The 22706-nt window shown below is 72.2% G+C and carries 26 protein-coding genes; 20 read left to right on the top strand and 6 right to left on the bottom strand.

Annotation, left to right across the window (positions count from 1 at the left end; all coding sequences use genetic code 11):
* Positions 1-8: 8 nt before the first annotated feature.
* Both E8M80_RS20440 and E8M80_RS20435 read right to left on the bottom strand, forming a co-directional pair.
* Positions 9-287 (bottom strand): metal-sensing transcriptional repressor, encoded by a 279-nt coding sequence (locus E8M80_RS20440; protein ID WP_137127578.1) that lies wholly within the window; start codon positions 285-287, stop codon positions 9-11.
* A 44-nt stretch (positions 288-331) separates the two neighbouring features.
* Positions 332-526: a hypothetical protein gene (locus E8M80_RS20435; protein WP_137127577.1), complete on the bottom strand. Its 195-nt coding sequence runs from the start codon at positions 524-526 to the stop codon at positions 332-334.
* A gap of 215 nt (positions 527-741) precedes the next feature.
* Here E8M80_RS20435 and E8M80_RS20430 point away from each other — a divergent pair, with 215 nt between their 5' ends.
* From E8M80_RS20430 to E8M80_RS20420, 3 genes are all read left to right on the top strand, one after another.
* Positions 742-1464, top strand: coding sequence for a HupE/UreJ family protein (locus E8M80_RS20430; protein WP_137127576.1), 723 nt, complete (start codon positions 742-744; stop codon positions 1462-1464).
* A gap of 12 nt (positions 1465-1476) precedes the next feature.
* The gene (locus E8M80_RS20425; RefSeq protein WP_137127575.1) at positions 1477-2124 is read left to right on the top strand and encodes a transmembrane anchor protein; all 648 of its coding nucleotides are present in this window, start codon (positions 1477-1479) and stop codon (positions 2122-2124) included.
* Positions 2125-2251: 127 nt separating this feature from the next.
* Positions 2252-2716 carry a DUF411 domain-containing protein gene (locus tag E8M80_RS20420; protein ID WP_137127574.1) on the top strand — a complete coding sequence of 155 codons (465 nt, stop codon included), beginning with the start codon at positions 2252-2254 and terminating at the stop codon, positions 2714-2716.
* Between the two features lie 52 nt (positions 2717-2768).
* Here E8M80_RS20420 and E8M80_RS20415 read toward each other — a convergent pair whose 3' ends face one another.
* Positions 2769-3785, bottom strand: coding sequence for a YncE family protein (locus tag E8M80_RS20415; protein ID WP_240790143.1), 1017 nt, complete (start codon positions 3783-3785; stop codon positions 2769-2771).
* A 202-nt stretch (positions 3786-3987) separates the two neighbouring features.
* Between E8M80_RS20415 and E8M80_RS20410 the strand changes: the two genes are divergently transcribed.
* The 17 genes from E8M80_RS20410 (at position 3988) to E8M80_RS20330 (ending at position 18168) form a co-directional block, all read left to right on the top strand.
* Positions 3988-6282: a heavy metal translocating P-type ATPase gene (locus tag E8M80_RS20410; RefSeq protein WP_240790142.1), complete on the top strand. Its 2295-nt coding sequence runs from the start codon at positions 3988-3990 to the stop codon at positions 6280-6282.
* Between the two features lie 88 nt (positions 6283-6370).
* Positions 6371-6802 (top strand): copper chaperone PCu(A)C, encoded by a 432-nt coding sequence (locus E8M80_RS20405; RefSeq protein WP_170979537.1) that lies wholly within the window; start codon positions 6371-6373, stop codon positions 6800-6802.
* Positions 6803-6933: 131 nt separating this feature from the next.
* Positions 6934-8448, top strand: a complete 1515-nt coding sequence (lnt, locus tag E8M80_RS20400; RefSeq protein ID WP_240790141.1) for an apolipoprotein N-acyltransferase — start codon at positions 6934-6936, stop codon at positions 8446-8448.
* Positions 8445-9167, top strand: coding sequence for a cytochrome c biogenesis CcdA family protein (locus E8M80_RS20395; protein ID WP_137127572.1), 723 nt, complete (start codon positions 8445-8447; stop codon positions 9165-9167). The genes lnt and E8M80_RS20395 overlap by 4 nt, the downstream gene beginning before the upstream one ends.
* A complete protein-coding gene (lspA, locus tag E8M80_RS20390) occupies positions 9146-9667 on the top strand; it encodes a signal peptidase II (protein ID WP_170979536.1) in 522 nt (173 codons plus the stop codon). The genes E8M80_RS20395 and lspA overlap by 22 nt, the downstream gene beginning before the upstream one ends.
* 29 nt (positions 9668-9696) lie before the next feature.
* On the top strand, positions 9697-10365 hold the full coding sequence (locus E8M80_RS20385) for a thioredoxin domain-containing protein (protein ID WP_240790140.1): 669 nt from the start codon (positions 9697-9699) through the stop codon (positions 10363-10365).
* Positions 10366-10411: 46 nt separating this feature from the next.
* Entirely contained in the window at positions 10412-10843 is a 432-nt protein-coding gene (locus E8M80_RS20380) for a M23 family metallopeptidase (RefSeq protein WP_240790139.1), read from the top strand.
* A 62-nt stretch (positions 10844-10905) separates the two neighbouring features.
* A complete protein-coding gene (locus E8M80_RS20375) occupies positions 10906-11232 on the top strand; it encodes a YnfA family protein (RefSeq protein WP_137127570.1) in 327 nt (108 codons plus the stop codon).
* Positions 11229-11621 carry a DUF2946 family protein gene (locus E8M80_RS20370; RefSeq protein ID WP_137127569.1) on the top strand — a complete coding sequence of 131 codons (393 nt, stop codon included), beginning with the start codon at positions 11229-11231 and terminating at the stop codon, positions 11619-11621. Before E8M80_RS20375 ends, E8M80_RS20370 begins: the two co-directional genes overlap by 4 nt.
* Positions 11622-11673: 52 nt before the next feature.
* Positions 11674-12171: a copper chaperone PCu(A)C gene (locus E8M80_RS20365; protein ID WP_137127568.1), complete on the top strand. Its 498-nt coding sequence runs from the start codon at positions 11674-11676 to the stop codon at positions 12169-12171.
* Positions 12172-12178: 7 nt separating this feature from the next.
* Positions 12179-12799 (top strand): SCO family protein, encoded by a 621-nt coding sequence (locus tag E8M80_RS20360; protein WP_137127567.1) that lies wholly within the window; start codon positions 12179-12181, stop codon positions 12797-12799.
* Positions 12800-13011: 212 nt separating this feature from the next.
* Positions 13012-14448, top strand: coding sequence for an amidase (locus tag E8M80_RS20355; RefSeq protein WP_240790138.1), 1437 nt, complete (start codon positions 13012-13014; stop codon positions 14446-14448).
* 66 nt (positions 14449-14514) lie between these two features.
* Positions 14515-15072, top strand: a complete 558-nt coding sequence (locus tag E8M80_RS20350; protein WP_137127566.1) for a DNA-3-methyladenine glycosylase I — start codon at positions 14515-14517, stop codon at positions 15070-15072.
* Positions 15073-15086: 14 nt separating this feature from the next.
* Positions 15087-15455, top strand: a complete 369-nt coding sequence (locus E8M80_RS20345; protein ID WP_206035697.1) for an ArsC family reductase — start codon at positions 15087-15089, stop codon at positions 15453-15455.
* 43 nt (positions 15456-15498) lie between these two features.
* Positions 15499-16146: a Hint domain-containing protein gene (locus tag E8M80_RS20340; protein ID WP_137127564.1), complete on the top strand. Its 648-nt coding sequence runs from the start codon at positions 15499-15501 to the stop codon at positions 16144-16146.
* A gap of 121 nt (positions 16147-16267) precedes the next feature.
* Entirely contained in the window at positions 16268-17434 is a 1167-nt protein-coding gene (gene ispD, locus E8M80_RS20335) for a 2-C-methyl-D-erythritol 4-phosphate cytidylyltransferase (protein WP_137127563.1), read from the top strand.
* 41 nt (positions 17435-17475) lie between these two features.
* Entirely contained in the window at positions 17476-18168 is a 693-nt protein-coding gene (locus E8M80_RS20330; RefSeq protein WP_137127562.1) for an HD domain-containing phosphohydrolase, read from the top strand.
* 17 nt (positions 18169-18185) lie between these two features.
* Here E8M80_RS20330 and E8M80_RS20325 read toward each other — a convergent pair whose 3' ends face one another.
* From E8M80_RS20325 to E8M80_RS20315, 3 genes are all read right to left on the bottom strand, one after another.
* Positions 18186-19856 (bottom strand): bifunctional diguanylate cyclase/phosphodiesterase, encoded by a 1671-nt coding sequence (locus E8M80_RS20325; protein WP_137127561.1) that lies wholly within the window; start codon positions 19854-19856, stop codon positions 18186-18188.
* A 301-nt stretch (positions 19857-20157) separates the two neighbouring features.
* Complete coding sequence (locus E8M80_RS20320; RefSeq protein ID WP_137127560.1) at positions 20158-21270, bottom strand: Hint domain-containing protein; 1113 nt, start codon at positions 21268-21270, stop codon at positions 20158-20160.
* Positions 21271-21402: 132 nt separating this feature from the next.
* Complete coding sequence (locus E8M80_RS20315; protein ID WP_137127559.1) at positions 21403-22578, bottom strand: acetyl-CoA acetyltransferase; 1176 nt, start codon at positions 22576-22578, stop codon at positions 21403-21405.
* Between the last annotated feature and the right edge of the window lie 128 nt (positions 22579-22706).

The raw sequence follows: 22706 nt of genomic DNA, 5'->3' as shown, positions 1-22706 counted from the left end.
GAAGAGCATCACAGGTATTTCGTGATCTGCTTGAACGCCTCCATTGCGGCGCGCCGCTCGGCGCCGGTCTCCTCCGCGGCGTGATCCAGGCAGTGGTCAAGGTGGTCGCGGATCAAGCTGCGCTTGGCCTCGCTGACCGCGCGTTCAACCGCATGCAGTTGCTGAGCGATGTCGAGGCAAGGTCGCCCCGCGTTGATCATCTCAACCACGCTGCGCAGATGACCCTCGGCCCGCTTCAGCCGTTTGGCGATCTCGGGGTGGGATCCGTGGACATGCTGTTCGCTCATGGGCCTGTCCTATCCCCCTGGTATGGATACCGTCAATCTGCTAGTCACCATGGGATGGCGGATTGGAGCAGCAGCGCGGCATGAGGGGGTTTCGACACATCGTCAGGCTGCTGCTCGTGGCACTGCTGGTGGTTACCTTCGCGCCGCCCCTCGCCGCGGTGTCGATGCACGGTGCTGCCGACCATATCCACGCCACGGACGATCAGGACCTGCGCGGACCCCACGATGCCGTCGATCATGCGATCACAGACCATGTGCATGAGGCGGTAACCGTGCGTCCGGCCTCCTTGGCGCCGCGATGGATGCCGCGTGCCGGGCTCGCAATCCTGGGGCAGGAGGGCCTCGCGCCGGGGCCAAACAGCAGGATGGAACGGCCGCCCCGCGGGCTCGGCTGAGCTGCCCATGCCGCCGTCTTCGGACAGTTCCTTCCTTTCTCACCTGAGCGGTCTCACTCATGAATCCCATCATCGCGGGCGACGTGCGCCTGTCGCGAATTCCATGGCTATGCCTGTGCGTCCTCGGCCTGACCCTGCTGGGCGCCACCACCGAGGCGCTCGCCCATGCCGTCGCCGAGGGCGACAAGGGCTACATCCAGGAAATATCGGGCATCCAGCTGCTGCCCTTCGTCTATCTCGGCGCCAAGCACATGGTCACCGGCTACGACCACATCCTGTTCCTGTTCGGCGTGATTTTCTTCCTGTACCGGCTGCAGCACATCGCGATCTATGTGAGCCTTTTCGCGCTAGGCCACTCCACGACCATGCTGGCCGGCGTGTATTTTGGCATCGGTATCAACAGCTACATCATCGATGCCATCATCGGCTTCTCGATCGTCTACAAGGCGCTCGACAATCTCGGCGCCTTCCAGCGCTGGCTCGGCTACCAGCCGAACACCAAGGTGGCGACGCTGGTCTTCGGCTTCTGCCACGGCTTCGGCCTGTCCTCGAAGATCCTCGACTACAACGTCTCGCCCGATGGCCTGCTGCCGAACCTGCTGGCATTCAACGTCGGCGTCGAGGTCGGGCAGTTGCTGGCGCTCGCCGTCATCCTTATCGCCATGGGCTTCTGGCGCCGCAGCCCGAGTTTCCTGCGCCATGCCTACACCGCCAACGTCGTCATGATGACCGCCGGGTTTGTGCTGATCGGCTATCAGCTCACCGGCTGGTTCGTCTCTTGAGGGATCCCTGACATGTACAACACCGACCTGCCGACCCGCGCGGAACTGCCTTCCTCAAAGCAGCTGCTTCGCTCCACCGCTATCGCAGCCGCGGCCGCCGTGGCCATCCTCATCACCGTGGTCCTGCCCGCTGAGTACGGCATCGACCCGACCGGCGTTGGCCGTCCCCTCGGCCTGACCGAGATGGGCGAGTTGAAGATGCAGTTGGCGGCCGAGGCTGCAGCCGATCGGGCGCCACCGGCCGCAACGCCAGGCCCGCGTTCGAGCCTGCCTGGCGCGATCTTCGCAGGGCTGTTCATCCGCCCGGCCGCCGCTCAGACGGCGCTGCCGGCCGTCGCCGCGCGAACCGACGAGACCATCATCACGCTCCGGCCGAACCAGGGCATCGAGGTAAAGCTCGACATGCGCAGTGGTGCGCGGGTCAACTTCAATTGGACCGCCACCGGCCCGGTCAATTACGACATGCATGGCGAGCCGCCCAACGCCGGGCGAAACTCGACATACAGCTATCGGAACGGCCGCGGCTCCTCCGGGGAGCAGGGCGAACTCATCGCCCGCTTCGACGGCACCCATGGCTGGTTCTGGCGCAACCGCTCCGACCGCGATCTGACCGTAACGCTGCGGACCAGCGGCGACTACGCGCGCATCATCCGACCCTGACGCCCGAGCGGCGCCGCTGCGCACGATCGGCGCGGCGGCGCGTCTGGTGATCTGGGGCACTACGCCCATTTACTTCGAAGGCGGAGTGCTATCTGACTGCTGCGGCAAGAGGGAGAGGAACCGTCACATGCAGAAACGCCGCTTGCTGCTGGGATCCGTGGCGCTTCTCGCCACCGCCAGAGCCACGCACGCCGCCGCACCCACGCGCGTCAGCGTCTGGCGTGACCCGAACTGCGGCTGCTGCACCGGCTGGGTCGCGCATCTGCGCGCCGAGGGCTTCACCGTGGTGGACCAGGTGGTGCCCTCGGTCGCGCCGGTTCGGCGTCGCCTCGGGACACCGGCAGACCTGCTGTCCTGCCATGCCGGCGAGGTCGAGGGCTTCGTGCTCGAAGGCCACGTGCCCGCCATCGCCATCCGCCGCCTGCTGGCCGAACGCCCTGCCGGCGTCCGCGGCCTCGCCGTGCCGGAGATGCCGGTCGGCTCGCCCGGCATGGAAGTGCCCGGCGCGCCGGTCGACAGCTACGACGTGATCGCCTTCGGTAGCGGTCCACACCGGTCCTTCATGCGGTTCAACGGGTCGCAACCCGCCTGAGGCGACCGGACCAGGGTCCGGCTCGCCCTTCGGCGCCGTGCCGGCGCGGCCGTCAGGCGCCAGTCGCCGGCGCGAACACGATGCCGTGCGGCGACCGCCCGACGCGCGACACCCGCGTCAGGCCACTGCGCGGATCAATGGCGGCGACGCGCCCGGTCCAGCGCAGCGTCGCCCAGATCGTGCCGTCCGCGTCGAAGGTCAGGCAGTCCGGCCCGCCGCCGATCTCGTGGACGCGCTTGATCTCCAGCGTCTGCGGGTCGAGCGCGGTGATCCGGCTGTCGACGCGCGAGGTGACGTAGACCAAGCCATCCTGCGGCCCTTCGAACAGCGCGTGCGCACCGCGCCCGACCGTGATGCGCCGGTCGGCGCGGCGCGTCGCCGGGTCGATGACGGAGACGTAGTCGCTGCCCATAACGCCCACCAGGATGCGGCCCCGATGCCACAGGATGCCGGCCGGGTCGCGCCCGACCTCGGCGCGCCAGGCCTCGGTGCAGGTGTCGAGGTCGATCGCGATGGCGGCGGCCTCGCCCTGCAACGTCACGAAGGCGTAGCGCGAATCCGGCGAGAAGGTGACGTGGCTCGGCTTGCGCCCGGCCTGCAGCCGGCCCTCGAAGGCCAGGGCGGCACCGTCCCAGCGGTAGATGTCCACCTGGTTGCGCCGCAGGCTGGTCACGACTAGGCGTTTGCCATCCGGCGTGAAGCCGAGATTGTAGGGGTTGCTGATCGGCTCCCGCCGCCGCACCTCGCCGCTGCGCGGATCGAGCAGGAACATCTCGTTGGCGCCGGAATCGCCGACCAGGATCAGGTCCCGCGCCGGCGTCAGGACCAGGTGGTGCGGTTCGCGGAGCACCGGTACGCGGCGCAGGTCATTGCTGCTGGCAGGGTCCAGCACCTGCACATTGGCATCGAGCGAATTGAGCACGAACAGCGAGCCGGCGGGCGGCGCGGGCGCCTCGGCCACCGGCTGGGCACCGGCGTCGCGTCCGGCAGCGATGAACGGCGCAGCCAGCGCGGCGCGCACGACGAGACGGCGACCGATGCGCAGATCTCGTGAATTGAACGACCGCACGGCAAGGCTCCTGGCCCGGGGGGGGGGAGCGATCTATCCCAAACATCGCGGTCAATGCGCAAGCGGCGTGGACCGAGCGCGCAACGTCCCGACCGCGCTCCCGCTGAGGGTGGCCAGTGATGACATGAGGCCGAAAAAAGCCCCTTGAACCTCCAGTCACTGGAAGTGCCATACCGATGCCCGCGACGTTGGAACGGGTGCCATGAGTGAGACGACCAGACTGACCTGGCGGGTGGAGGGCATGGACTGCGCCGCCTGTGTCGCCAAGGTGACCAGGGCCGTCGAGCGGCTGCCCGGTGTCTCGGACGTCCAGGTGAACCTGATGGCCGAACGGCTGACCGTCGCGCTCGCGCCGAACACTACGCAGGGCGACGCCATCGCCCGGCAGGTCGAGGCGCTGGGATATACGGTGGCGCCCATGGTGACCGCCGTCGCGGCTGCGCGGACTGAGCCGGCGCATGCCCATGGTCCCGATTGTGGTCACGACCATGGCGCCGATCGTCATGGTCACACGGGCGATCATGCGGGCCAGGCGCACGGCGGCGCGCGGGCATCCGCCGCCGGCCCCGCGGCGCATGGCCACGACCACGACGACCCGGCCGATGCCGGCAAGCCCTGGTGGCGCACCGGCAAGGCGATGCTCGTCTGGCTGCTCGGCGGTCTGGTCGGCGGCGCCTATGCGCTGTCGCTGGCGCTGCCGGAACGGCTGACCTACCCGCTGTTCCTGGCCGCCACCACCGTCGCCCTGGTGCCCTTCGGCCGCCGCGCCATCGCGCTCGCCCGCGCCGGCAGCCCCTTCAGCATCGAGACGCTGATGGTGACCGCCGCGGTCGGCGCTGCCATCATCGGCGCTGCCGAGGAAGCCGCCGTCGTGGTGCTGCTGTTCGCCGTCGGCGAATTGCTGGAGAACGTCGCCGCCGGGCGCGCCCGCGCCGGCATCCGGGCGCTCGCCGACCTCATGCCACGCACAGCCCTACGCCTGCGGACGGACGGCACGACCGAACAGGTGGCGGCGGACCGGCTCGCGGTCGGCGACCTGGTGCTGATCCGCCCCGGCGACCGCGTGCCATGCGACGGGCTGATCGAGGAAGGCGTCTCCGCCCTCGATGAAAGCCCCGTGACGGGGGAAAGCGTGCCCGTCTCGCGCGGCCCTGGCGACCCAGTCGTCGCCGGCAGCATCAACGCCGAGGGCGCCATCCGCGTGCGCGTCACGCGCGCGACATCCGACAACACCATCGCGCGTATCATCCGTATGGTGGAGGACGCCACCGCCTCCCGCGCGCCGACGCAGCGCTTCATCGAGCGCTTCTCGACCTGGTGGACGCCGGGCGCGATGATCGTGGCCCTTCTGGTCATCCTGCTGCCGCCCTTCCTGTTCGGCTGGGACTGGAGCACGAGCATCTATCGCGGCCTGGCGGTGCTGCTGATCGCCTGCCCCTGCGCGCTGGTCATCTCGGTGCCGGCGGCGATGGCCTCGGGGCTTTCGGCTGGCGCGCGGCGCGGCCTGCTGATCAAGGGCGGCGCGGCGCTCGAGGCGATTGGCAGCGCGAAGACCGTCGCCTTCGACAAGACCGGCACGCTGACCGAAGGCCGTCCGCGCGTCACCGACGTGCTGCCGGCCGAGGGGCGCACCGCGGAGTCCGTGCTGGCGCTCGCCGCCGCTATCGAGCAGGGCTCCTCCCACCCGCTCGCCAAGGCGATCCTGGCGGAAGCGGCGGCGCGCGGCGTCGCGGTGCCGGCGGCCGAGGCGCAGTCGGCCATCCCCGGCCGCGCCGTGGCCGGCACGGTCGATGGCGTGCAGGTCAGCATCGGCAGCCCGCGCCATGCGCGCGAATCGAATGCCGCGCTCGGCCCGCTGGAGGCCGAGCTGGAGCGGCTCCAGGGCGAGGGCAAGACGGTGTCGGTCGTGCTGGCGGGCGGCGTGGTGGCCGCGCTGGTCGCGCTGCGCGACGAACCGCGCGCGGATGCCGCGGCCGGCATCGCGGCGATCACCGCGCTCGGCGTGCGGCCGGTGATGCTGACCGGCGACAACCGCCGCACCGGTGAGGCGATCGCCATCTCGCTCGGCCTCGACGCCAAGGCGGAACTGCTGCCCGACGACAAGCTGCGCGAGATCGGCAAGCTGCGCGAGCGCGGCGCGGTGGTGATGGTTGGCGACGGCATCAACGACGCGCCGGCGCTGGCGGCGGCCAATGTCGGCGTGGCGATGGGCGGTGGCACCGATGTCGCGCTGGAAACCGCCGATGCCGCCGTGCTGAAGGACCGCGTGACGGGGGTGGCGGAACTCGTCTCCCTGTCGCGCGCGACCATGGCTAACGTGAAGCAGAATGTCGCTGTCGCCATCGGGCTGAAGGCAGTGTTCCTCGTCACGACGATGCTCGGCATCACCGGCCTGTGGCCGGCCATCATGGCGGATACCGGCGCGACCGTGCTGGTGACGCTGAATGCGCTCAGGCTGCTGCGTTGGACACCTGCCGGGCCCAAGGATGCTGCCTGATGTCCTTCGTGGTGGGTCCCTGGGTGACACGGAACATTACAAAGGCGACCGCATGATGCCCGGCAACATCCTCGGGCGGCGCTGGTTGATGCCCGCTGTCCTCCTCGCGTGGCGCCTGATCCTGTCGGGCCCGGCCGCGGCCCAGGATGTTCAGGCGGGCTGCCTGCTCCTGACCGGAGCCTGGGCGAAGGCCGCCGACAACGACCAGCGCCTGTCCTTCGGCTTCGTGACGATCCGCAACCGGGGCAGTGAGGCGGAGAGGCTGCTCTCCGCCACGTCGTCCGGCGCGGCCGCCGTGGAACTGCGAGAACCAGACCCGTCCGCCTCCGGCGGTGCGCGGGCCGTGACCGAGGGCTTCGTCATCCCAGCCGGTGACGTCGTCGCCCTGGAGCCCGGCGGACGGCACCTTCTGCTGCGCGACCTGCAGGTACCGCTCGCGCTCGGCGACGAGATCCGCGTCACGCTGCGCTTCGAACGCGCAGGCGCAGTGGTCGTGTCGCTTCGGGCGCATTGGCACTGATGATGGGACGCCCGGCTGCGAGCGACCGCGCTGAGCTGCACCGCGCCATGAAGGGCTTCTTGCTGCCGTGGACCCGCCACGACGGCGCGTGCGTGACGCGGCCGCAAGTGGCGCGCGGACCAATCCACCACGTGACGCACCGCATGGCCTATGGCGCCACCGCGCTCGGGCTCGGAGCGCTCAGCGCCATTGCGCTGGCGCCACTGCACATCGCGCCCGCTGGCGTGGTGGCCTTCGGCGGCCTGTGGTTCGTGCTTGAGCGGACGGCGTCCTTGCGCGGCGCCTTCGTGCTCGGCTGGCTGTTCGGCTTGGGATCGTTCCTGGTCGGCCTGTCCTGGATCACCGAGGCCTTCAGCGTGGATGCGGCACGCTTCGGTGCGCTGGCGCTGCCGGCGCTGGCCGCGCTCAGCGCCGGGCTTGCGCTGTTCCCCGCAGTCTCGGTCGCAGCCGCGCGGCTGCTGGCGGGCCGCGCGTGCGGCGTGCCGCTCGCCCTGGCGCTGGCCGCGTGCTGGGTCGCGGGCGAATGGCTGCGCGGCATGGTTTTGACCGGCTTTCCGTGGAACATCGCCGGCCATTCCTGGGGCGGCAGCGATGCCGGGCTGCAGGCGGCGGCGCTGGTCGGCATCCATGGCCTCGGGCTGCTCGCTGTGCTCGCGTCGGTGCTGGCGGCGGTGGCGGTGCGGCAGCGGCGCGTCTGGCCCGCGGCGGTCGCGGTGGTCATCATCGCCCTGCCCGGGGCCTGGGGCACGGCGCGCCTTGCCGATGCGATGCCCGGCGACGCCCCGAGCATCCGGCTGCGCCTGGTGCAGCCGAACATCCCCCAGAACCTGAAATGGGCCGAGGGCGAGCGCGAGCGCATCCTCGGCCAGCTGCTGGCGCTGAGCACGGCGCCGGCGGCGGATGGCCAAGCGCCGACGCATATCGTCTGGCCGGAAAGCGCCGTGCCCTATCTCCTCGCCGAGGCGCCGGCGATCCGCGCGGCGGTCGCGCGCATCATTCCGCCGGGCGGCGCGCTGCTGACCGGCGCGGTAAGGCGGACCATCGCGGACGATGGCGGCCTGGCGCTGCTCAACAGCCTGGTCGCGCTCGACGACACCGGCGAGATCACCGCCGCCTACGACAAAATCCAGCTGGTGCCCTTCGGCGAATACCAGCCGCTCCGCAGGCTGCTCACGGACCTGCCGAAACTCACCGCCGGGACGGTGGACTTCATCCCCGGCCCGCCGCGCCGGGCGATGCGCGTCGCCGGGCTCCCGCCGTTCTGGCCGCTGATCTGCTACGAGGCGATCTTCCCCACCACGCTGCCGGCGCAAGGCCCGGCGCCGGCCTGGATCCTGACGGTGACCAATGATGCCTGGTTCGGCACCTCCTGGGGCCCATACCAGCATGCCCTTGCCGCCCGGCTGCGCGCCATCGAGCTCGGCCTGCCGCTGGTGCGCGTGGCGAACAGCGGCATCTCCCTGGTGACCGACGCGATGGGGCGCGAGCGCGCGCGGCTGCCGCTCGCGACCGAGGGCGTGCTGAACCTGCCGCTGCCGGCGGCGCTGGCCGGCGGCACGCTTTATGCGCGCTTCGGCGACCTGCCTTTCGCGATCGGCGTCGCGGCGCTGGCGGGGCTCGCGCTGGCCGCAGGGCGGCGCGCATGACGATCGACCTCACCCTGTTCGGCCTGGTGCTGGCCTTCGGCGGGGGGCTGGTGTCCTTCCTGTCGCCCTGCGTGCTGCCGCTGGTGCCGGGCTATGTCGCCTGGGTGGCGGGGACGGATCTTGCGACCGCGCGCGCGGAACGCTGGCGGGCGCTGCGCCTGTCGGCCTTCTTCGTGCTCGGCTTCGGGCTGGTCTTCGTGCTGCTGGGCCTGGGGGCGACCGCCATCGGCGGGCTGCTGCGGCGCTGGTCCAACGAGCTCACCGTCGTTGCCGGTCTGCTGATCGCGGCGATGGGCCTCGTGCAGATGGGCCTGCTGCGCGTGGCGCCGCTGATGCGCGACCTGCGCTTCAAGCCGCCGGGCGAGGGCGGCGGCCCGGTCTCCGCCACGCTGATCGGCGTCGCCTTCGGCTTCGGCTGGACGCCGTGCATCGGGCCGGTGCTGGCCGGCGTGCTGACGGCGGCGGCGCTCACACCCGGCGCGGGGGTGGGGCTGCTCGCCGCCTATGCGCTCGGCCTCGGCGTGCCGTTCCTGCTCGCGGCCTTCTACCTGCCGGCAGCGATGGCCCGTGCGCGGCGGCTCGGGCGGCTGGGGCGCATCCTGCAGGTCGCGAGCGGCGCCATCATGGTGGCGGCGGGCCTGGCCATCGCAACCGGCGAGATGACCCGTCTCGCCATCTGGATCCTGGAGGCATTTCCATGGCTGGCACGGCTGGGATGACCACGCCCGCCCCGCGCGCGCTGCGGCGCTTCGGCCTGATCGCGGCGCCGATCGCAGCGGTCATCGACCAGGCGACCAAGGCCTGGGCGCTGGAGGCGCTCTGGCCGCCCTACAGCGAGGGCATCACGCTGCTGCCGGTGCTGAACCTGCGGCTTGGCTTCAACACCGGCGTCACCTTCGGGATGTTCGCCGATAGCGCCGCCGGCGCTGTCTGGCTGCTGGTGGGCATCAAGCTCGCCGTGGTCGCCTGGCTGCTGATGTGGCTGCGCCGCGCGGCCAACCGGACCGAGGCGACGGCGATCGGCCTCATCATCGGCGGGGCGATCGGCAACATCGCCGACCGCCTGCGCATCGGCGCGGTCACTGACTTCATCGACGCGCATTACGGCGGCTGGCACTGGCCGACCTTCAACATGGCCGATGTCGCCATCGTCTGCGGCGTCACGCTGCTGGTGCTCACCAGCTTCCGCGCGCCGGCGCCACAGGCGCAGCCCCTGTGACCACCATCCCTGAACCGGAGGAACTACCGATGTCCCACGCCACAACCCGCCGGGCGGCGCTCGCCGTCGCAATCTCCATTCCCGCGGCGGCCGCATTCGCCCAGGCGCCCGGGCCCCAGGCCTTCGAGCCGACGGCACCCGGCCCCGACACGCCGCGCCCCCTGCCGGGCGAGCGCATCATCGGCCGCGCCGACGCGCCGGTGGCGGTCATCGAGTACCACTCCCTGACCTGCGGCAATTGCGCGAACTTCCACACCACGATCTTTCCGCGCATCCGCACGACCTTCATCGAGCCGGGCCTGGTACGCTTCGTGATGCGCGACTTCCCGCTCGACCGCGTCGCGCTCGAAGCCGCGGCGATGGTCCACTGCGGCGGACCGGAGCGCTACGAGGCGCTGATCTCAACGCTCTACGCGAACAAGGAGGCCTGGGCGCACAGCCCGGATGCGCGCACCTGGCTGCGCCGCGCCGGCACGCTCGCCGGGATCCCGGCGGCGCGGATCGACGCCTGCATGACCGACCGCGGCTTCACCGACCCGATCATCCTGATGCGGCTCCAGGGCGAGCGCGAGTCGGGCGTCAACGCGACCCCGTCCTTCGTGATCAACGGGCAGTTGCATCGCGGCGTGCAGAGCTTCGAGCGCTTCTCCGCGCTGGTCCGCCCGCTGCTGCCGCCGGGCACGACGCCGCGTGGCTGAGGCTCCGGGGTTGCCTTCCGGCGCAGGTCAAGGCACGGACCGCGCCATGATCCATCGCCCCTCCCTGATCCTGGGTGTCGCGCTCGTTCTCGGCACCGGGTCCGCCGCGCTCGCAGCCCCCTGTCCAGCGACCATGCCGGTCGCAGGCGAATTCTCCTCCGGCTTCGGCTCGCGCCACGGCAGGCCGCATCCCGGCGTGGACATCCGCGCGCCGATCGGCACGCCCGTGGTGGCGCCGAGCGACGGCGTGGTGGTCTTCGCCGGCCGCTACTACGACTACGGCCTGATGATCGAGATCGAGCACGCCGATGGCTCGCGCGCTCGATACGCCCACCTGGCACGCTTCGCGCCCGACGTGGCGGCTGGGCGTCCGGTCGCGGCGGGCCAGGATTTGGGCGTGGTGGGGCGCACCGGCCGCACCACCGGGGCGAACCTGCATGTCGAGCTGCGCCGCGACGGGCGCGCGGAGAATCCCTGACCCTGGCTGACGCGGCAGTCCTGCATCCCGGGCATCGAGGTCGCCGAGGCGCCCGCCCGGCGATGAGGACGGTCGCGATCTACGCCGCGGCGGCGCTGGCGGAGATTGCCGGCTGCTTCGCCTTCTGGGCGTGGCTGCGGCTGGGCCATTCGGCCCTGTGGGCAGCCGCGGGCGTCGTTGCGTTGATCGCCTTCGCGTGGTTGCTGACCCTGGTCGAGGTGGAGCACTCCGGCCGCGCCTATGCGGTCTATGGCGGCGTCTACATCGCGGCGACACTTGTATGGCTGCGGGTGGTCGAGGGCTTCGCGCCCGATCGCTGGGACCTGATCGGCGGTGCCGTTGCCCTGGCTGGCGCGGCGATTATCCTGTGGGGGCCACGCGCAGCATGAGGCGGGCTTGGGCCGAGCTGCGCGCGCCGATCTCCGCGCTGCTGCTTCTGGCCATGGTAGCGCGGCTGCTGGCGCCGCTGCCGGCTCTCGCGGCGATGGACCGGGCCGCTTTCGACGCGATGCTGCGCGCGACCCTGTGCCTGCCGTCCGGCCTGCCCGCACCGGAGGCGCCCGAGCAGGCGCCGGACGCCACGGCCGCGACGCATTGCCCGCTGTGCCGCCTGCCCGATGCCGCGGATGCGCCGCCGCCGGCCCCACTCGTGCTGCCGATGCCGGCCTGGGCGGCGCTGGCCGCGCCCCGCGCCGCGGTCGCCGGCGCATCTCCCCTGCCGCCGGCGCGGGCGCCGCCGCCGGCCCGCGCACCGCCTGCCGCTCCGATCCTCGGCTGAAGCCCGCCCCGCCTGGCGCGGGGCTGTTCCATCCTTGTCGGAGTATCCTTCCATGCGTCGCACCCTTCTGCGCGCGGTCCTGATGACCGGCGCCGCCTTCGTCCCGCTGCCCTTCCTGGGCACCCCGGTCGCCGCGCACGATTTCCGTGCCGGGGACCTGGCCATCGACCATCCCTGGACGCGCGCCGTCGGTGCTGCGGCGCCCACCGCCGCCGCCTACATGGTCATCCGCAACACCGGCGCCGCGCCGGATCGCCTGGTCGCCGCCGAGACGCCGCGCGCCGCGCGCGTCGAGATGCACGAGATGTCCGTCACTGACGGCATCATGCGCATGCGCCCGATTGCCGGCGGCATCCCGCTGCCGCCGGGCGGGGAGGTCCGGCTCGCGCCCGGCGGTCTGCACCTGATGCTGATCGGGCCGCAGGGCGGCTTCCAGCAAGGCGCTCGCGTGCCGGTGACGCTGGTGTTCGAGCGCGCCGGGCGGATCACGGTCGAATTGGCCGTCGATGCGCCGGGTGCGCGCGGCACCGGGCCGCACCAGGGCCATTGAGGCGACAATGCTCCGCATCATCCGTTGGGTTGCCTGGGGCGCCGTTGGCGTCGTGGGCTTTCTGCTGCTGGCCACCACCGGCGGGTGGCTGGTCTCCGATGGTCCGCTGGCGCCGCCGCGCGTCGCGACCGGGCCACAGACATTGGCGATCGGCGGGCCCTTCAGCCTGACCGACCACCGCGGCCGCGCGGTGACGGAGCGCGACTTCCGCGGCCGGCCGACGGCGGTGTTCTTCGGCTTCACGTACTGCCCCGATGTCTGTCCGACCACCCTCACCGAGATGACGGGCTTCATCGAGGCCATGGGCGCCGAGGCGGACCGGGTTCACTGGCTGTTCGTGAGCGTCGACAGCGAGCGCGATACGCCGCAGGCGATGGCCGGCTACCTGGAAGCCTTCGACCGTCGGATCACCGGCCTGTCGGGCACCGAGGCCGAGATTGCGCGGGTCGCCCAGAGCTTCCGCGTCTACTACCGGCGCGTACCGGTGGACGGCGGCGGCTACACGATGGACCATTCCGCCAGCATCTTCCTGCTTGACGCGTCGGGGCGGTTCGCCGGGACGATCGACCATAAGGAAAGCGAGCGTGTAGCGTTGGAGAAGCTCCGCCTTCTGACGCGGCGCGACTAGAAGTGCGCGCTGATTGGCTGTGAGCGGCGATGCTCGGGCTGCCATGCGGGCGGGCTTTCTGAGGCTATCATCTGACGGTATGGATGACGGTATATGGCGGCGTTATGGGGCGAATTTCTGAATGAAAACTTGTGCCTAAGACTCTGATTGACCATCGAGTGGGAGTGACGGCGCGCCGCCACCGGTTGCGCGCCACCTGATGCTCGCCCATCGTGGTGCGCGGCCTCGGCCGCTACCGGCCGGGAGGGCACCCGATGGAATTGTGGGAACTGACCGCGACCGAGGCCGTCGCAAGGCTGCGCCGCGGGGAGGTCTCGCCGCTCGAGATGGTGGAATCCGCCGCCGCGCGCATCGCGGCCGTGGAGCCCAGGATCAACGCGCTGCCGATCCGTTTCCTCGACGCCGCGCGCGCGCAGTCGCGGGACTTCCCGCGCGAGGGCAGGGACCATCCCGGCTGGCTCGCCGGCCTGCCCGTCGCGATCAAGGACTACAACGATGTGGGCGGGCAGCTCACCACCTTCGGCTCGCCAATCTACGCGGACCATGTCGCGCCGGCGGATGACCGCACGGTCGCCACGCTGCGCGCCAACGGCGCGATCCCGGTTGCGAAGTCGAACGTGCCCGAATTCGCCGGCAGCCATACCTTCAACCCGGTCTGGGGCGTCACGCGCAATCCGTGGGACCTGGGGCGCACGGCGGGCGGGTCCTCCGGCGGGGCGGCGGCGGCGCTGGCGGCGCAGGAAGTGTGGCTGGCCAACGGCTCCTGCCTCGGCGGGTCGCTGCGCATCCCGGCCGCCTTCTGCGGCGTGGTCGGGCTGCGCCCGAGCGCGGGCGTGGTGCCGCGCGGGGATGGCCTGCCGGCCTTCGACAGCCTCTGGGTCGATGGGCCCATGGCGCGCAACGTGCCGGACCTCGCGCTGATGCTGGACGCGATGGCGATGCAGACGCCGCATGACCCGCTCTCCCGCCCCTTGCCGGCGGGCGGCTACCAGGCGGCCATGCGGGCGGGGCGCCCGCCGGCGCGGATCGGCTTCAGCGCCGATCTCGGCCTGCGCAAGGTGGACCCCGAGGTGGCCGCGATCTGCGAGGCGGCGACGCGGCGCTTCACGGCGATGGGCACGGCGGTGGAAGCGGCCGCGCCGGATTTCGCCGGCGCCATCGAGGCCTTCCAGGTGTTGCGCGCGCTGCTGTTCGCCGATGTGCGCGGTGGCCTGCTGCCGCGCGAGCGCCAGCGCATCAACCCCGACATCGTGTGGAACATCGAGAAGGGCTTCGCACTTACGGCGGAGGAGATCATCGCCGCGCGCCGCGCCCGCTCCGCGCTGTTTCATCGCGTCGCGCGCTTCTTCGACGAGTTCGACCTGCTCGCCTGCCCGACCGTTGCGGTGCCGCCCTTCCCGGTGGAGCAGCGCTTCCCGACCGAGATCGCGGGCGAGGCGCTCACCACCTATATCGACTGGATGTTCCTCACCTTCGTGGTGACGCTGACCGGCTGCCCGGCGATCTCGATCCCGTGCGGGTTGACGAAGGAAGGCCTGCCGGTCGGGTTGCAGCTGGTCGGGCGGCCGCATGGCGATGCCGCGCTGCTTGGCCAGGCGCGGCTGGGCGAGGAGGCGCTGGGCTTCCGCCCGACGATGCTGGCGACCTGACGCGGAGCCACGGGGCGGCCGCGAACAGGGCTGGCCGGGCCGGGAACACAATGCGAACATGAATCCATGACGACGACGCACCATCCCCGCTGCGCCTGGGCCGAGCGCAACCCGCTCGAGCGCCACTACCACGACACCGAATGGGGCGTGCCCGTACGCGACGGCCGCATGCTCTGGGAAACCCTGATGCTGGAGGGCTTCCAGGCCGGCCTGTCCTGGACCGTCATCCTCCGCAAGCGCGACGCCTTCCGCGCCGCCTTCGCCGGCTTCGACCCCGCCCGCGTCGCGCAATTCACCGAGGCCGACATCGCCCGCCTGCTGGCCGACCCCGGCATCGTCCGCTCCCGCGCCAAGATCGAGGCGACCATCGCCGGCGCGCGCATCTTCAACGCGATGCAGGCGGCGGGCGAGGATTTCGCGGCGTTCTGCTGGTCCTTCACCGGCGGCGTGCCGGTGCGGGGCGACGGCATCGCCAGCGTCTCCCCGCTGTCCGAACGCGTCTCGAAGGAATTGAAACGGCGCGGCTTCAAGTTCGTCGGTCCCACCATCGCGCATGCCTGGCTGCAGGCCGTCGGCATCATCGACGACCACGCGCCCGGATGCTTCCTGCGCAAGCCCGCCTGACCACGGAGGCCCCCTTGCCCGACGCCATCACCCTGCACGGCATCAAGGCCTGCGACACCATGAAGAAGGCGCGCGCCTGGCTCGACGGACGCGGCATCGCCTACGCCTTCCACGACTACAAGACCGCGGGCATCGACCGTCCCACCCTGGAATCCTGGGCGAGGCAGGTCGGCTGGGAGGCGCTGCTGAACCGTGCCGGCACCACTTTCCGCAAGCTGCCGGAGGCCGCGAAGCAGGGCCTGACCGAAGCCCGCGCCATCGCGCTGATGCTGGCGCAGCCTTCGATGATCAAGCGCCCGGTGCTGGTGCAGGACGGCGCCGTGCTGGTCGGCTTCGACCCGGCGCGCTACGCCGCGGCGCTGGCGCCAAGCGCCGCCGGTTGACGGCCGGCCCGGCCTGCCGCGAAGTGACGTGGCGCTGGCCGGCATGGCCGATCGCCGCGATGCGGGAGACGACGTGACGCCGACCTTGCCGGAAAGCGGCCTGCCCACCGGCACGCTCGTGCTGACGCCGGCCGGCGAGAGGCCGGTGGAGGCGCTGTCCACCGGCGATCTCGTCATCGCGGTGTCCGGCACGGCGGCGCCCTTCCAGCGCGTGGCCGACATCCGGCGCGTCGCGCTCGCCGGGCCGCTGGTGCGGATCCGCGCCGGCGCCCTCGCCGACGGTGCGCCGCGACAGGACCTGCTGGTGCCTGCCGGGCAGGGGCTGCTGCTCGATGGTGCACTGGTCGGGGCCGGCGCCCTGGTGGACGGCCTCGGCATCGTGGCGGAAGCGACGGAACCGGGGCGCGAGGCGATCCTCCTGCTGCTCGCCGGGCATGACGCCGTGCTGGCCGAGGGCGCCGCGGTCGAGACGGGGTTGCCGAGCCCGGACGCCGCGCCCTGCCTGCCGCGCGCGGCGCCCGGCGGCCCGCTGCTGGCGCTGCTCGGCTGGCGGGCCGAGGCGATGGGCTGGTCGTCCCGCGACGCCACGCCGGAACCCGCGCCCGCGGTCGGGACACTGCGCGAGCGCCTGTCCGCCTTCCCGCTGACGCCGGCCATGGCACCGGCCCTCCCGCTGCGGCCGCCGCGATGACGGGCGGGCAGCGCCGCCACGACGGGCACTCGGGCCCGGCGTCCCGGCATCGCATGCCGGCGGGCGCGGCAGATCCGTTCCATCGGCTTCATCCGCTCGGATATTCCTCTAGAAGCCCCGCATGAGCATCGTCGCACTTCTCATGGCCGCCGGCAGCGGCACGCGTTTCGGGGCGCCCGAGCCGAAGCAGTACCTGCCGCTGCTCGGCCGCCCCGTGATCCGCCATGCGGCGGAGGCCCTGCTGTCGGGCGGCCTCGTCGACGCCATCCAGCCGGTGGTGGCGGCCGGGGAGGAAGCGCGCGTCGCCGCCCTGCTGGCCGGCCTGCCCGCCCGACCGCCCGTCCCCGGCGGCGCGACGCGCGCCGGGAGCGTCCGCGCCGGCCTCGCCGCCCTGGCGGCGGACCCGCCCGCGGTGGTGCTGGTGCATGACGCGGCGCGCCCGGTCATCCCGCCGGGGACGATCGCCGCGCTTCTCGCGGCACTGGACGGGGCGCCCGGCGCCATCCCCGCCCAGCCCGTCGCCGACACCCTGAAGCGCGGCGCTGCAGGGCGGGTGCAGGAGACGGTGCCGCGGGACGGCCTGTTCCGCGCCCAGACCCCGCAGGCCTTCCGCTTCGAGACCCTGGCCGCGGCCCATCGCGGCGGCGATGGCGGCGCGACGGACGACGCCGCCCTGCTGGAGGCGGCGGGCCTGCCCGTGGCCCTGGTGCCGGGCGCCGAGAGCAACGTGAAGATCACCTGGCCCGAGGACCTCGCCCGCGTGGAAGCCCATCTCGCCGCCCGCCTGGTCCCGCGCATGGGCACGGGCTTCGACGTGCATCGCCTGGTCGCGGGCAGGCCGCTCATCCTGTGTGGCGTGACCGTGCCGCATCCGCTTGGCCTTTCGGGACATTCCGATGCCGATGTCGGCATCCACGCCCTCTGCGACGCGATCTACGGCGCGCTGGCGGAAGGCGACATCGGGCGCTGGTTCCCGCCCTCCGAGGCCGAGTGGAAGGACGCCGACAGCGCCCGCTTCCTGCGCCATGCGGCGACGCGGATCGCGGCGCGCGGCGGCGTGCTCGCCAATGCGGACGTGACGCTGATCTGCGAGCGCCCGAAGATCGCGCCGCATGCCGAGGCGATGCGCACGCGCCTCGCCGACCTGCTCGGCGTCGGCCTCGGCGCCGTCTCGGTCAAGGCGACGACGACCGAGCGGCTCGGCTTCCCGGGGCGCGGGGAGGGGATCGCGGCGCAGGCCGCCGCGGTTGTGCTGCTGCCGCCGGACGCCGCCTTCACTATGGCGTGACCCCGCGCCGTATCGGGCGAAAAGACAGGGCGTCCCGCGTTATGGTCCCGGCTCGTCAGGCCGGGATCATGTCTCGCATTTCAAGAATTCGCCCCGTCGCGCAACGCGGCTCGGCGGCCTCGCCAGGGCCCCTCGAGCCCGACGCCTATCATGACGCGGCGCTGGAAGCCTTCGCGCGGCAGGCCATCGCGACCGATCCGGAGGGGCCGGATCATCCCTTTCGCGTCGGGCGCATCGCCGGTCTGCTGGGTGGGGCGCTCGGCCTCCCGCGGCAGGATCGGGCGGTACTCGAGCGGGCCGCTGCATTGCACGATGTCGGCAAGGCCCTGCTTCCCCCAGGCGTGCTTGGCCGCGCGCGTACGCTCGGCCGGGGTGCGCGGCGGGTGATGGAAAGCCATACCACCCTCGGTGCCGGCATCCTGGCGAATGGCGCCGCGCCGTGGCTCAGGCTCGGCGCCGTCGTGGCGCTCGGCCACCATGAGCGCTGGGACGGCAGCGGCTATCCGGCCGGTCTGGCGGGGGAGGCGGTGCCGCTCGCGGCGCGCATCGTGGCCGTGGCGGATGTCTACGACGCGCTGCGCTCGGAGCGTGCCTACAAGGAGGCGCAGTTGCACGAGGAGGCGCTGGCGCGGCTTGCGGAAGGCGACGAACGCATGTCGCCCGGGCAGTTCGACCCGGCGGTCCTGCGCGCGCTGGCGCGCGTGGCGCCGCTGCTCGCGACCATGCCGCGCTGACGCCAGGCCGCAGGGCCTCAGGCCGCTTCGAGCCCGGCGATCATCTCCGCCAGCGCCGCGCCGGGCATCGGGCGACCGAACAGGTAGCCCTGCGCGGCGTCGCAGCCCTCCTTCAGCAGTTCCTGCAGCTGCGCCTCGGTCTCCACGCCCTCGGCCGTCACGGCGATGCCGAGGCTGCGGCCCAGACCCGTCACCGCCCGCACGATGGCGGCCGCATCGCCGCCCGAGGGCAGGTCGGTCACGAAGGAGCGGTCGATCTTGATGCGGTCGAAGGGAAAGACCCTGAGTTGCGTCAGGGAGGAATGGCCCGTGCCGAAATCGTCCATGGCGATGCCGACCCCGAGCCGGCGCAGCGCCAGCAACTGGCCCAGCGCGGAATCCCCGCTGGCCAGCAGCACGGTCTCGGTCACCTCGAGTTCGAGCGCGCCAGGATCGAGGCCGCTGGCGGCCAGGGCCTCCCCGACCGCCTCGGCCAGCCTGCCGTCCTCGAACTGCGAGGGGGCGATGTTGACCGCGACGCGCAGCCCGCCGCCCCAGCCGGCGGCGGCGCGGCAGGCCTCGCGCAGCACCCAGGCGCCGATCGGGCGCATCAGGCCGAGGCGCTCGGCGACCGGCAGGAAGCAGGCGGGGGTCAGCACGCCGCGCTGCGGGTGGCGCCAGCGGATCAGCGCCTCGAACCCCGTCAGGCGTCCTTCGGGCAGGGCGACCTGGGGCTGGTAGTGGAGTTCGAACTGGTCCTCGGCGACGGCCAGGCGGAGCGCGGCTTCGATCGCGCGGGTCTCGCGCCAGCGGACATCCATCTCGGGGCTGAAGCGGCGCCAGGACCCGCTGCCCTCCGCCGGGGTCTCGTGCCGGGCCATGGCGGCGCGGCGCAGCAGCAGCGCCGCATCAGCGCCGTCGGCGGGCGCTATCGCGGTGCCGACGCGCGGCGTCACGACGACGGTCTCGCCCGAGATGATGTAGGGCCGGCCGAGCAGGTCCACGAGCCGTCCGGCCAGCGCCGCGGCCTGGGCTGCGTCTGGGACGTTGCCCTGGAGGATGGCGAATTCCTCGCCCGCCAGCCGCGCCACGAGGTCGCCGTCGCGGACCGCGGCCTGGAGGCGCCGCGCGGCGGCGCGCAGCAGGTCCTCCCCGATCGCGTGGCCGAGCATGTTGTTGACGGCGCGGATGCCTTCGAGTTCGCAGAGCAGCACGGCACAGCCGCCGACGCGCCGGGACGGCCGGTCGAGGGCCGCGGCGAGGCGGGCCTCGAACATCGGGCGGTCGGCCAGGCCCGTCAGCGGGTCGGCGCCGCCGCCGCCGGGCAGGCTGCGGTCCGCCGCGACCTCGATCAGCCAGCCGACGGCGGAGGCGGGGTTGATGCGGAAGCAGAGCCCCGGTGCGCCGGTGAAGCGCAGGCCCGCCGTGCCGTCCTGAATGCCGAGGGCCGCGGCGTGGCAGGCGGCGGTCAGCGCCGCCACCGCCGCGCGGTCGAGGCGCGGGCTCGCCTCCAGCAATTCGGTCAGGGAACGCAGCCCGGGCGTCGCCCGTGAAAGGCCGAGCAGCGCCGCCGCACCACCGGACACGATGCCGACGCGAAGGCCGGCGTCGAAGCTCAGCACCGCCTCGGCCGCGGCCGCGGAGGCGCCGGCCCCTGGAGTGCCCTTCCGCGCGGCTTCCGCGGCGCCGGCTTCCGCCATCCCGTCCATCGCGCCCTGCCTGCCTTCCCTGACTAGCGCGGGCGGCGCATGGCCTGGTTCGTCCGGCGCGCCCGCAATCTCAACCTGCGCACGCGGAGATGAAAAAAGGATGGACAGTGCCGCACAGGGTGGTTCGCGTTCGGCGTCGCGCCTCGCTTCGCATTCTGCGAATCGATGAGGACAAAAAGAAGGGCCATCCGTGTGGATGGCCCCGAGGCAAGGTTGAGGAAGGCTAAGCTGCCAGGCCCGGGAGGATCCCGCTGTCTGACACAGCGCATGATGCAGGTTGCGTGCCACGGATCGCGTGAGCCTACCCGGCCTGCTTCAGGCCGCCAGGGCCGCCGCCGCCGTCGCCCCGGCGGGCAGCGATGGCGGCCAGGATCCGCGCGAGCCGCGGCCCGCCGGTGACCAGCTCGGCGCAAGCCGCGGCGCCGCGCGGGGCGGCGAAGTCCGGATGGAGCCGGGCCACCAGCCCGCCATTGGAGAACTGGTCCCGGTTGCCGCAGTCGAGCCAGGATTCCGCCGGCGCCCCCTCGGCCAGCAGCACGTCATGCTGGTCGAGCTCGACGTGGAAGTAGCGCACTTCGCGTGCCGCGACCTCGCGCACCGCCGCCGTGCCGTCGACCAGCATGGCGGCCGGGACCAGCGCGCCGTCGAGGTAGAGCGCGTGGTCCGGCGAGACCAGCAGGTCGCGGTGCGGCACGCCGGGGCCGAGGCTGCCGGCGCGGATCCGTATGGGCTGCACCGCGGCCGGCCGCGGGTGCCGCCGGCAATCGACGCGGCGATGGCCGATCCATTCCACCGGACGCAGCCACGGCCCCCGGAGGCCGAGGGTCACGGCCAGGTCCCCCACGCGCAGCATCTCGACCGGCACCTCCCCCCGCGCGGTCATGATCCGCGTGCCGGCGGCGAAGCAGGGAGTGGGCAGGATGTCGCCCGACGCGTTGTACTGGATCCACTCGACGTCGGAGGCGATGAAGTCGGTACCGTCGTCCTCGTCGTTGACGTTGAGGTCGGTGACGATCCAGCCACCGGCCGTGGGTGTCCAGGAATAGCCGCCGGGCGTGCCGCCCAGCACCACGGTGTCGCTGCCCTCGCCGCCGTAAATCTTGTCGTCGCCGTCCCGGCCGGAGAGGAAATCGTCGCCGGCGTCGCCGATCAGCGTGTCGTTGTCCGCGCCGCCGTAGAGCTCGTCGTCCCCGGCGCCGCCGTCGAGAAGGTCCTCCCCCTCGTCGCCGGACAGCAGGTCGGTGCCGCCGAAGCCCCGCATGGTGTCGTTGCCGAGGCCGGCGCTGATGATCGGGCTCTCGCCGCCGGTCTGGATGTCGTCGCCTTCGGTTCCGACGAAGCTGTCATCCCCCGGGGTCGGCGCATTGCCGGGACGGGGATTGCCATCGGGATCGAACCACCCGGTGCCGGACATCGCGCGCCTCCGCAAGTTGAGCGGCGCCGGCGCGGATCGGCCGGCAGCCCTCAACTAAAGCGCGATATTCGACTCGCACAATTTAAAGAAATCGGTTTGACGCTGGATTCACGCGGCGCTCGCGCAGCCCCGTCAGCGCGCGCGCTCCAGGATGCTGACGTAGTTCGCGACGGCGGCGCCGCCCATGTTGAACACGCCGCCGAGATCGGCCTTCGGCAATTGCATCGTCCCCGCCGTACCGGTGAGCTGCATCGCCGCCAGCACGTGCATCGAGACGCCGGTCGCGCCGATCGGGTGCCCCTTGGACTTGAGCCCGCCCGAGCGGTTGACGGGCAGGCGTCCGTCCGCCGCCGTCCAGCCTTCCAACGCGGCGCGCGCGCCCTGGCCTTCGGGTGCCAGGCCCATCGCCTCGTATTCGATGAGCTCCGCCACGGTGAAGCAGTCATGCGTCTCGGCGAAGGACAGGTCGGCGACGGTGACGCCGGCCGCCTCGTAGGCGCGCGCCCAGGCCTCCCGCGCGCCCTCGAAGCGGGTGATGTCGCGCGCGGCGATGGGCAGGAAGTCGTTCACCTGCACCGCCGCGCGGAAGCGGACCGCCTTGGCCATGGCGGCGGCGGTCTCGGCGTCCGCGAGCACCAGCGCGGCCGCGCCGTCGCTGACCAGGGAACAGTCGGTGCGCTTCAGCGGGCGCGCGACATAGGGGTTCTTCTCGCTCTCCGTGCGGCAGAAGGCGAAGCCGAGGTCCTTGCGCATCTGCGCCCAGGGATTGTCCACGCCGTTGCGGTGGTTCTTGGCCGCGATGGCGGCCAGCGCATCGGACTGATCGCCGTGCTTCTGGAAATAGGCTTCCGCGATGCGACCGAAGACGCCGGCGAAGCCGCCCTCGATGTCCTGTTCCGTCCGCCGGTAGGACGCGGTCAGCAGGATGTCGCCGACCTTGGGCCCGGGCGTCGCGGTCATCTTCTCGGCGCCGACCACGAGCGCCAGGCGGCCGCGCCCGGCGGTCAGGAAGTCCCGTGCCGCGTGGATCGCGGCCGAGCCGGTGGCACAGGCATTCTCGTAGCGCGTGATCGGGCGGAAGCGGAGTTCCGGCAGCGATTGCAGCACGAGGGAGGAGGGGAAGCCCTGCGGCGTGAAGCCTTCCCCGAAGACGCCGACGAAGCCGGCGTCAATCTCCTCGGGCGCGACGCCGGCATCCTCGATGGCGGCGCGGGCGACGCGAGCCATGAGCGTCTCGAGGTCCGGGCAGTCCTCGAGCTTGCCGAAGGGGCTGTGCGCCCAGCCGATGATGCAGGGGTCGGTGGTCATGGCGGGTCCTCCTTCAGCGCATCATAGGGCGAAGCGGGCGCCGGCGCGCCCCTGCGCTGCGGGCGGACCGGGCGCGTCGTGCGGGGACGGAGGTGCCACCCGCTGAACAAGAATGCGGCAGTCACCCC

This window comes from Roseomonas sp. HF4 (assembly GCF_005222755.1).
Lineage (GTDB): Bacteria > Pseudomonadota > Alphaproteobacteria > Acetobacterales > Acetobacteraceae > Neoroseomonas.
The sequence above is the reverse complement of the archived record's forward strand: the minus strand, read 5'-3'. Positions and strand labels throughout refer to the sequence as shown.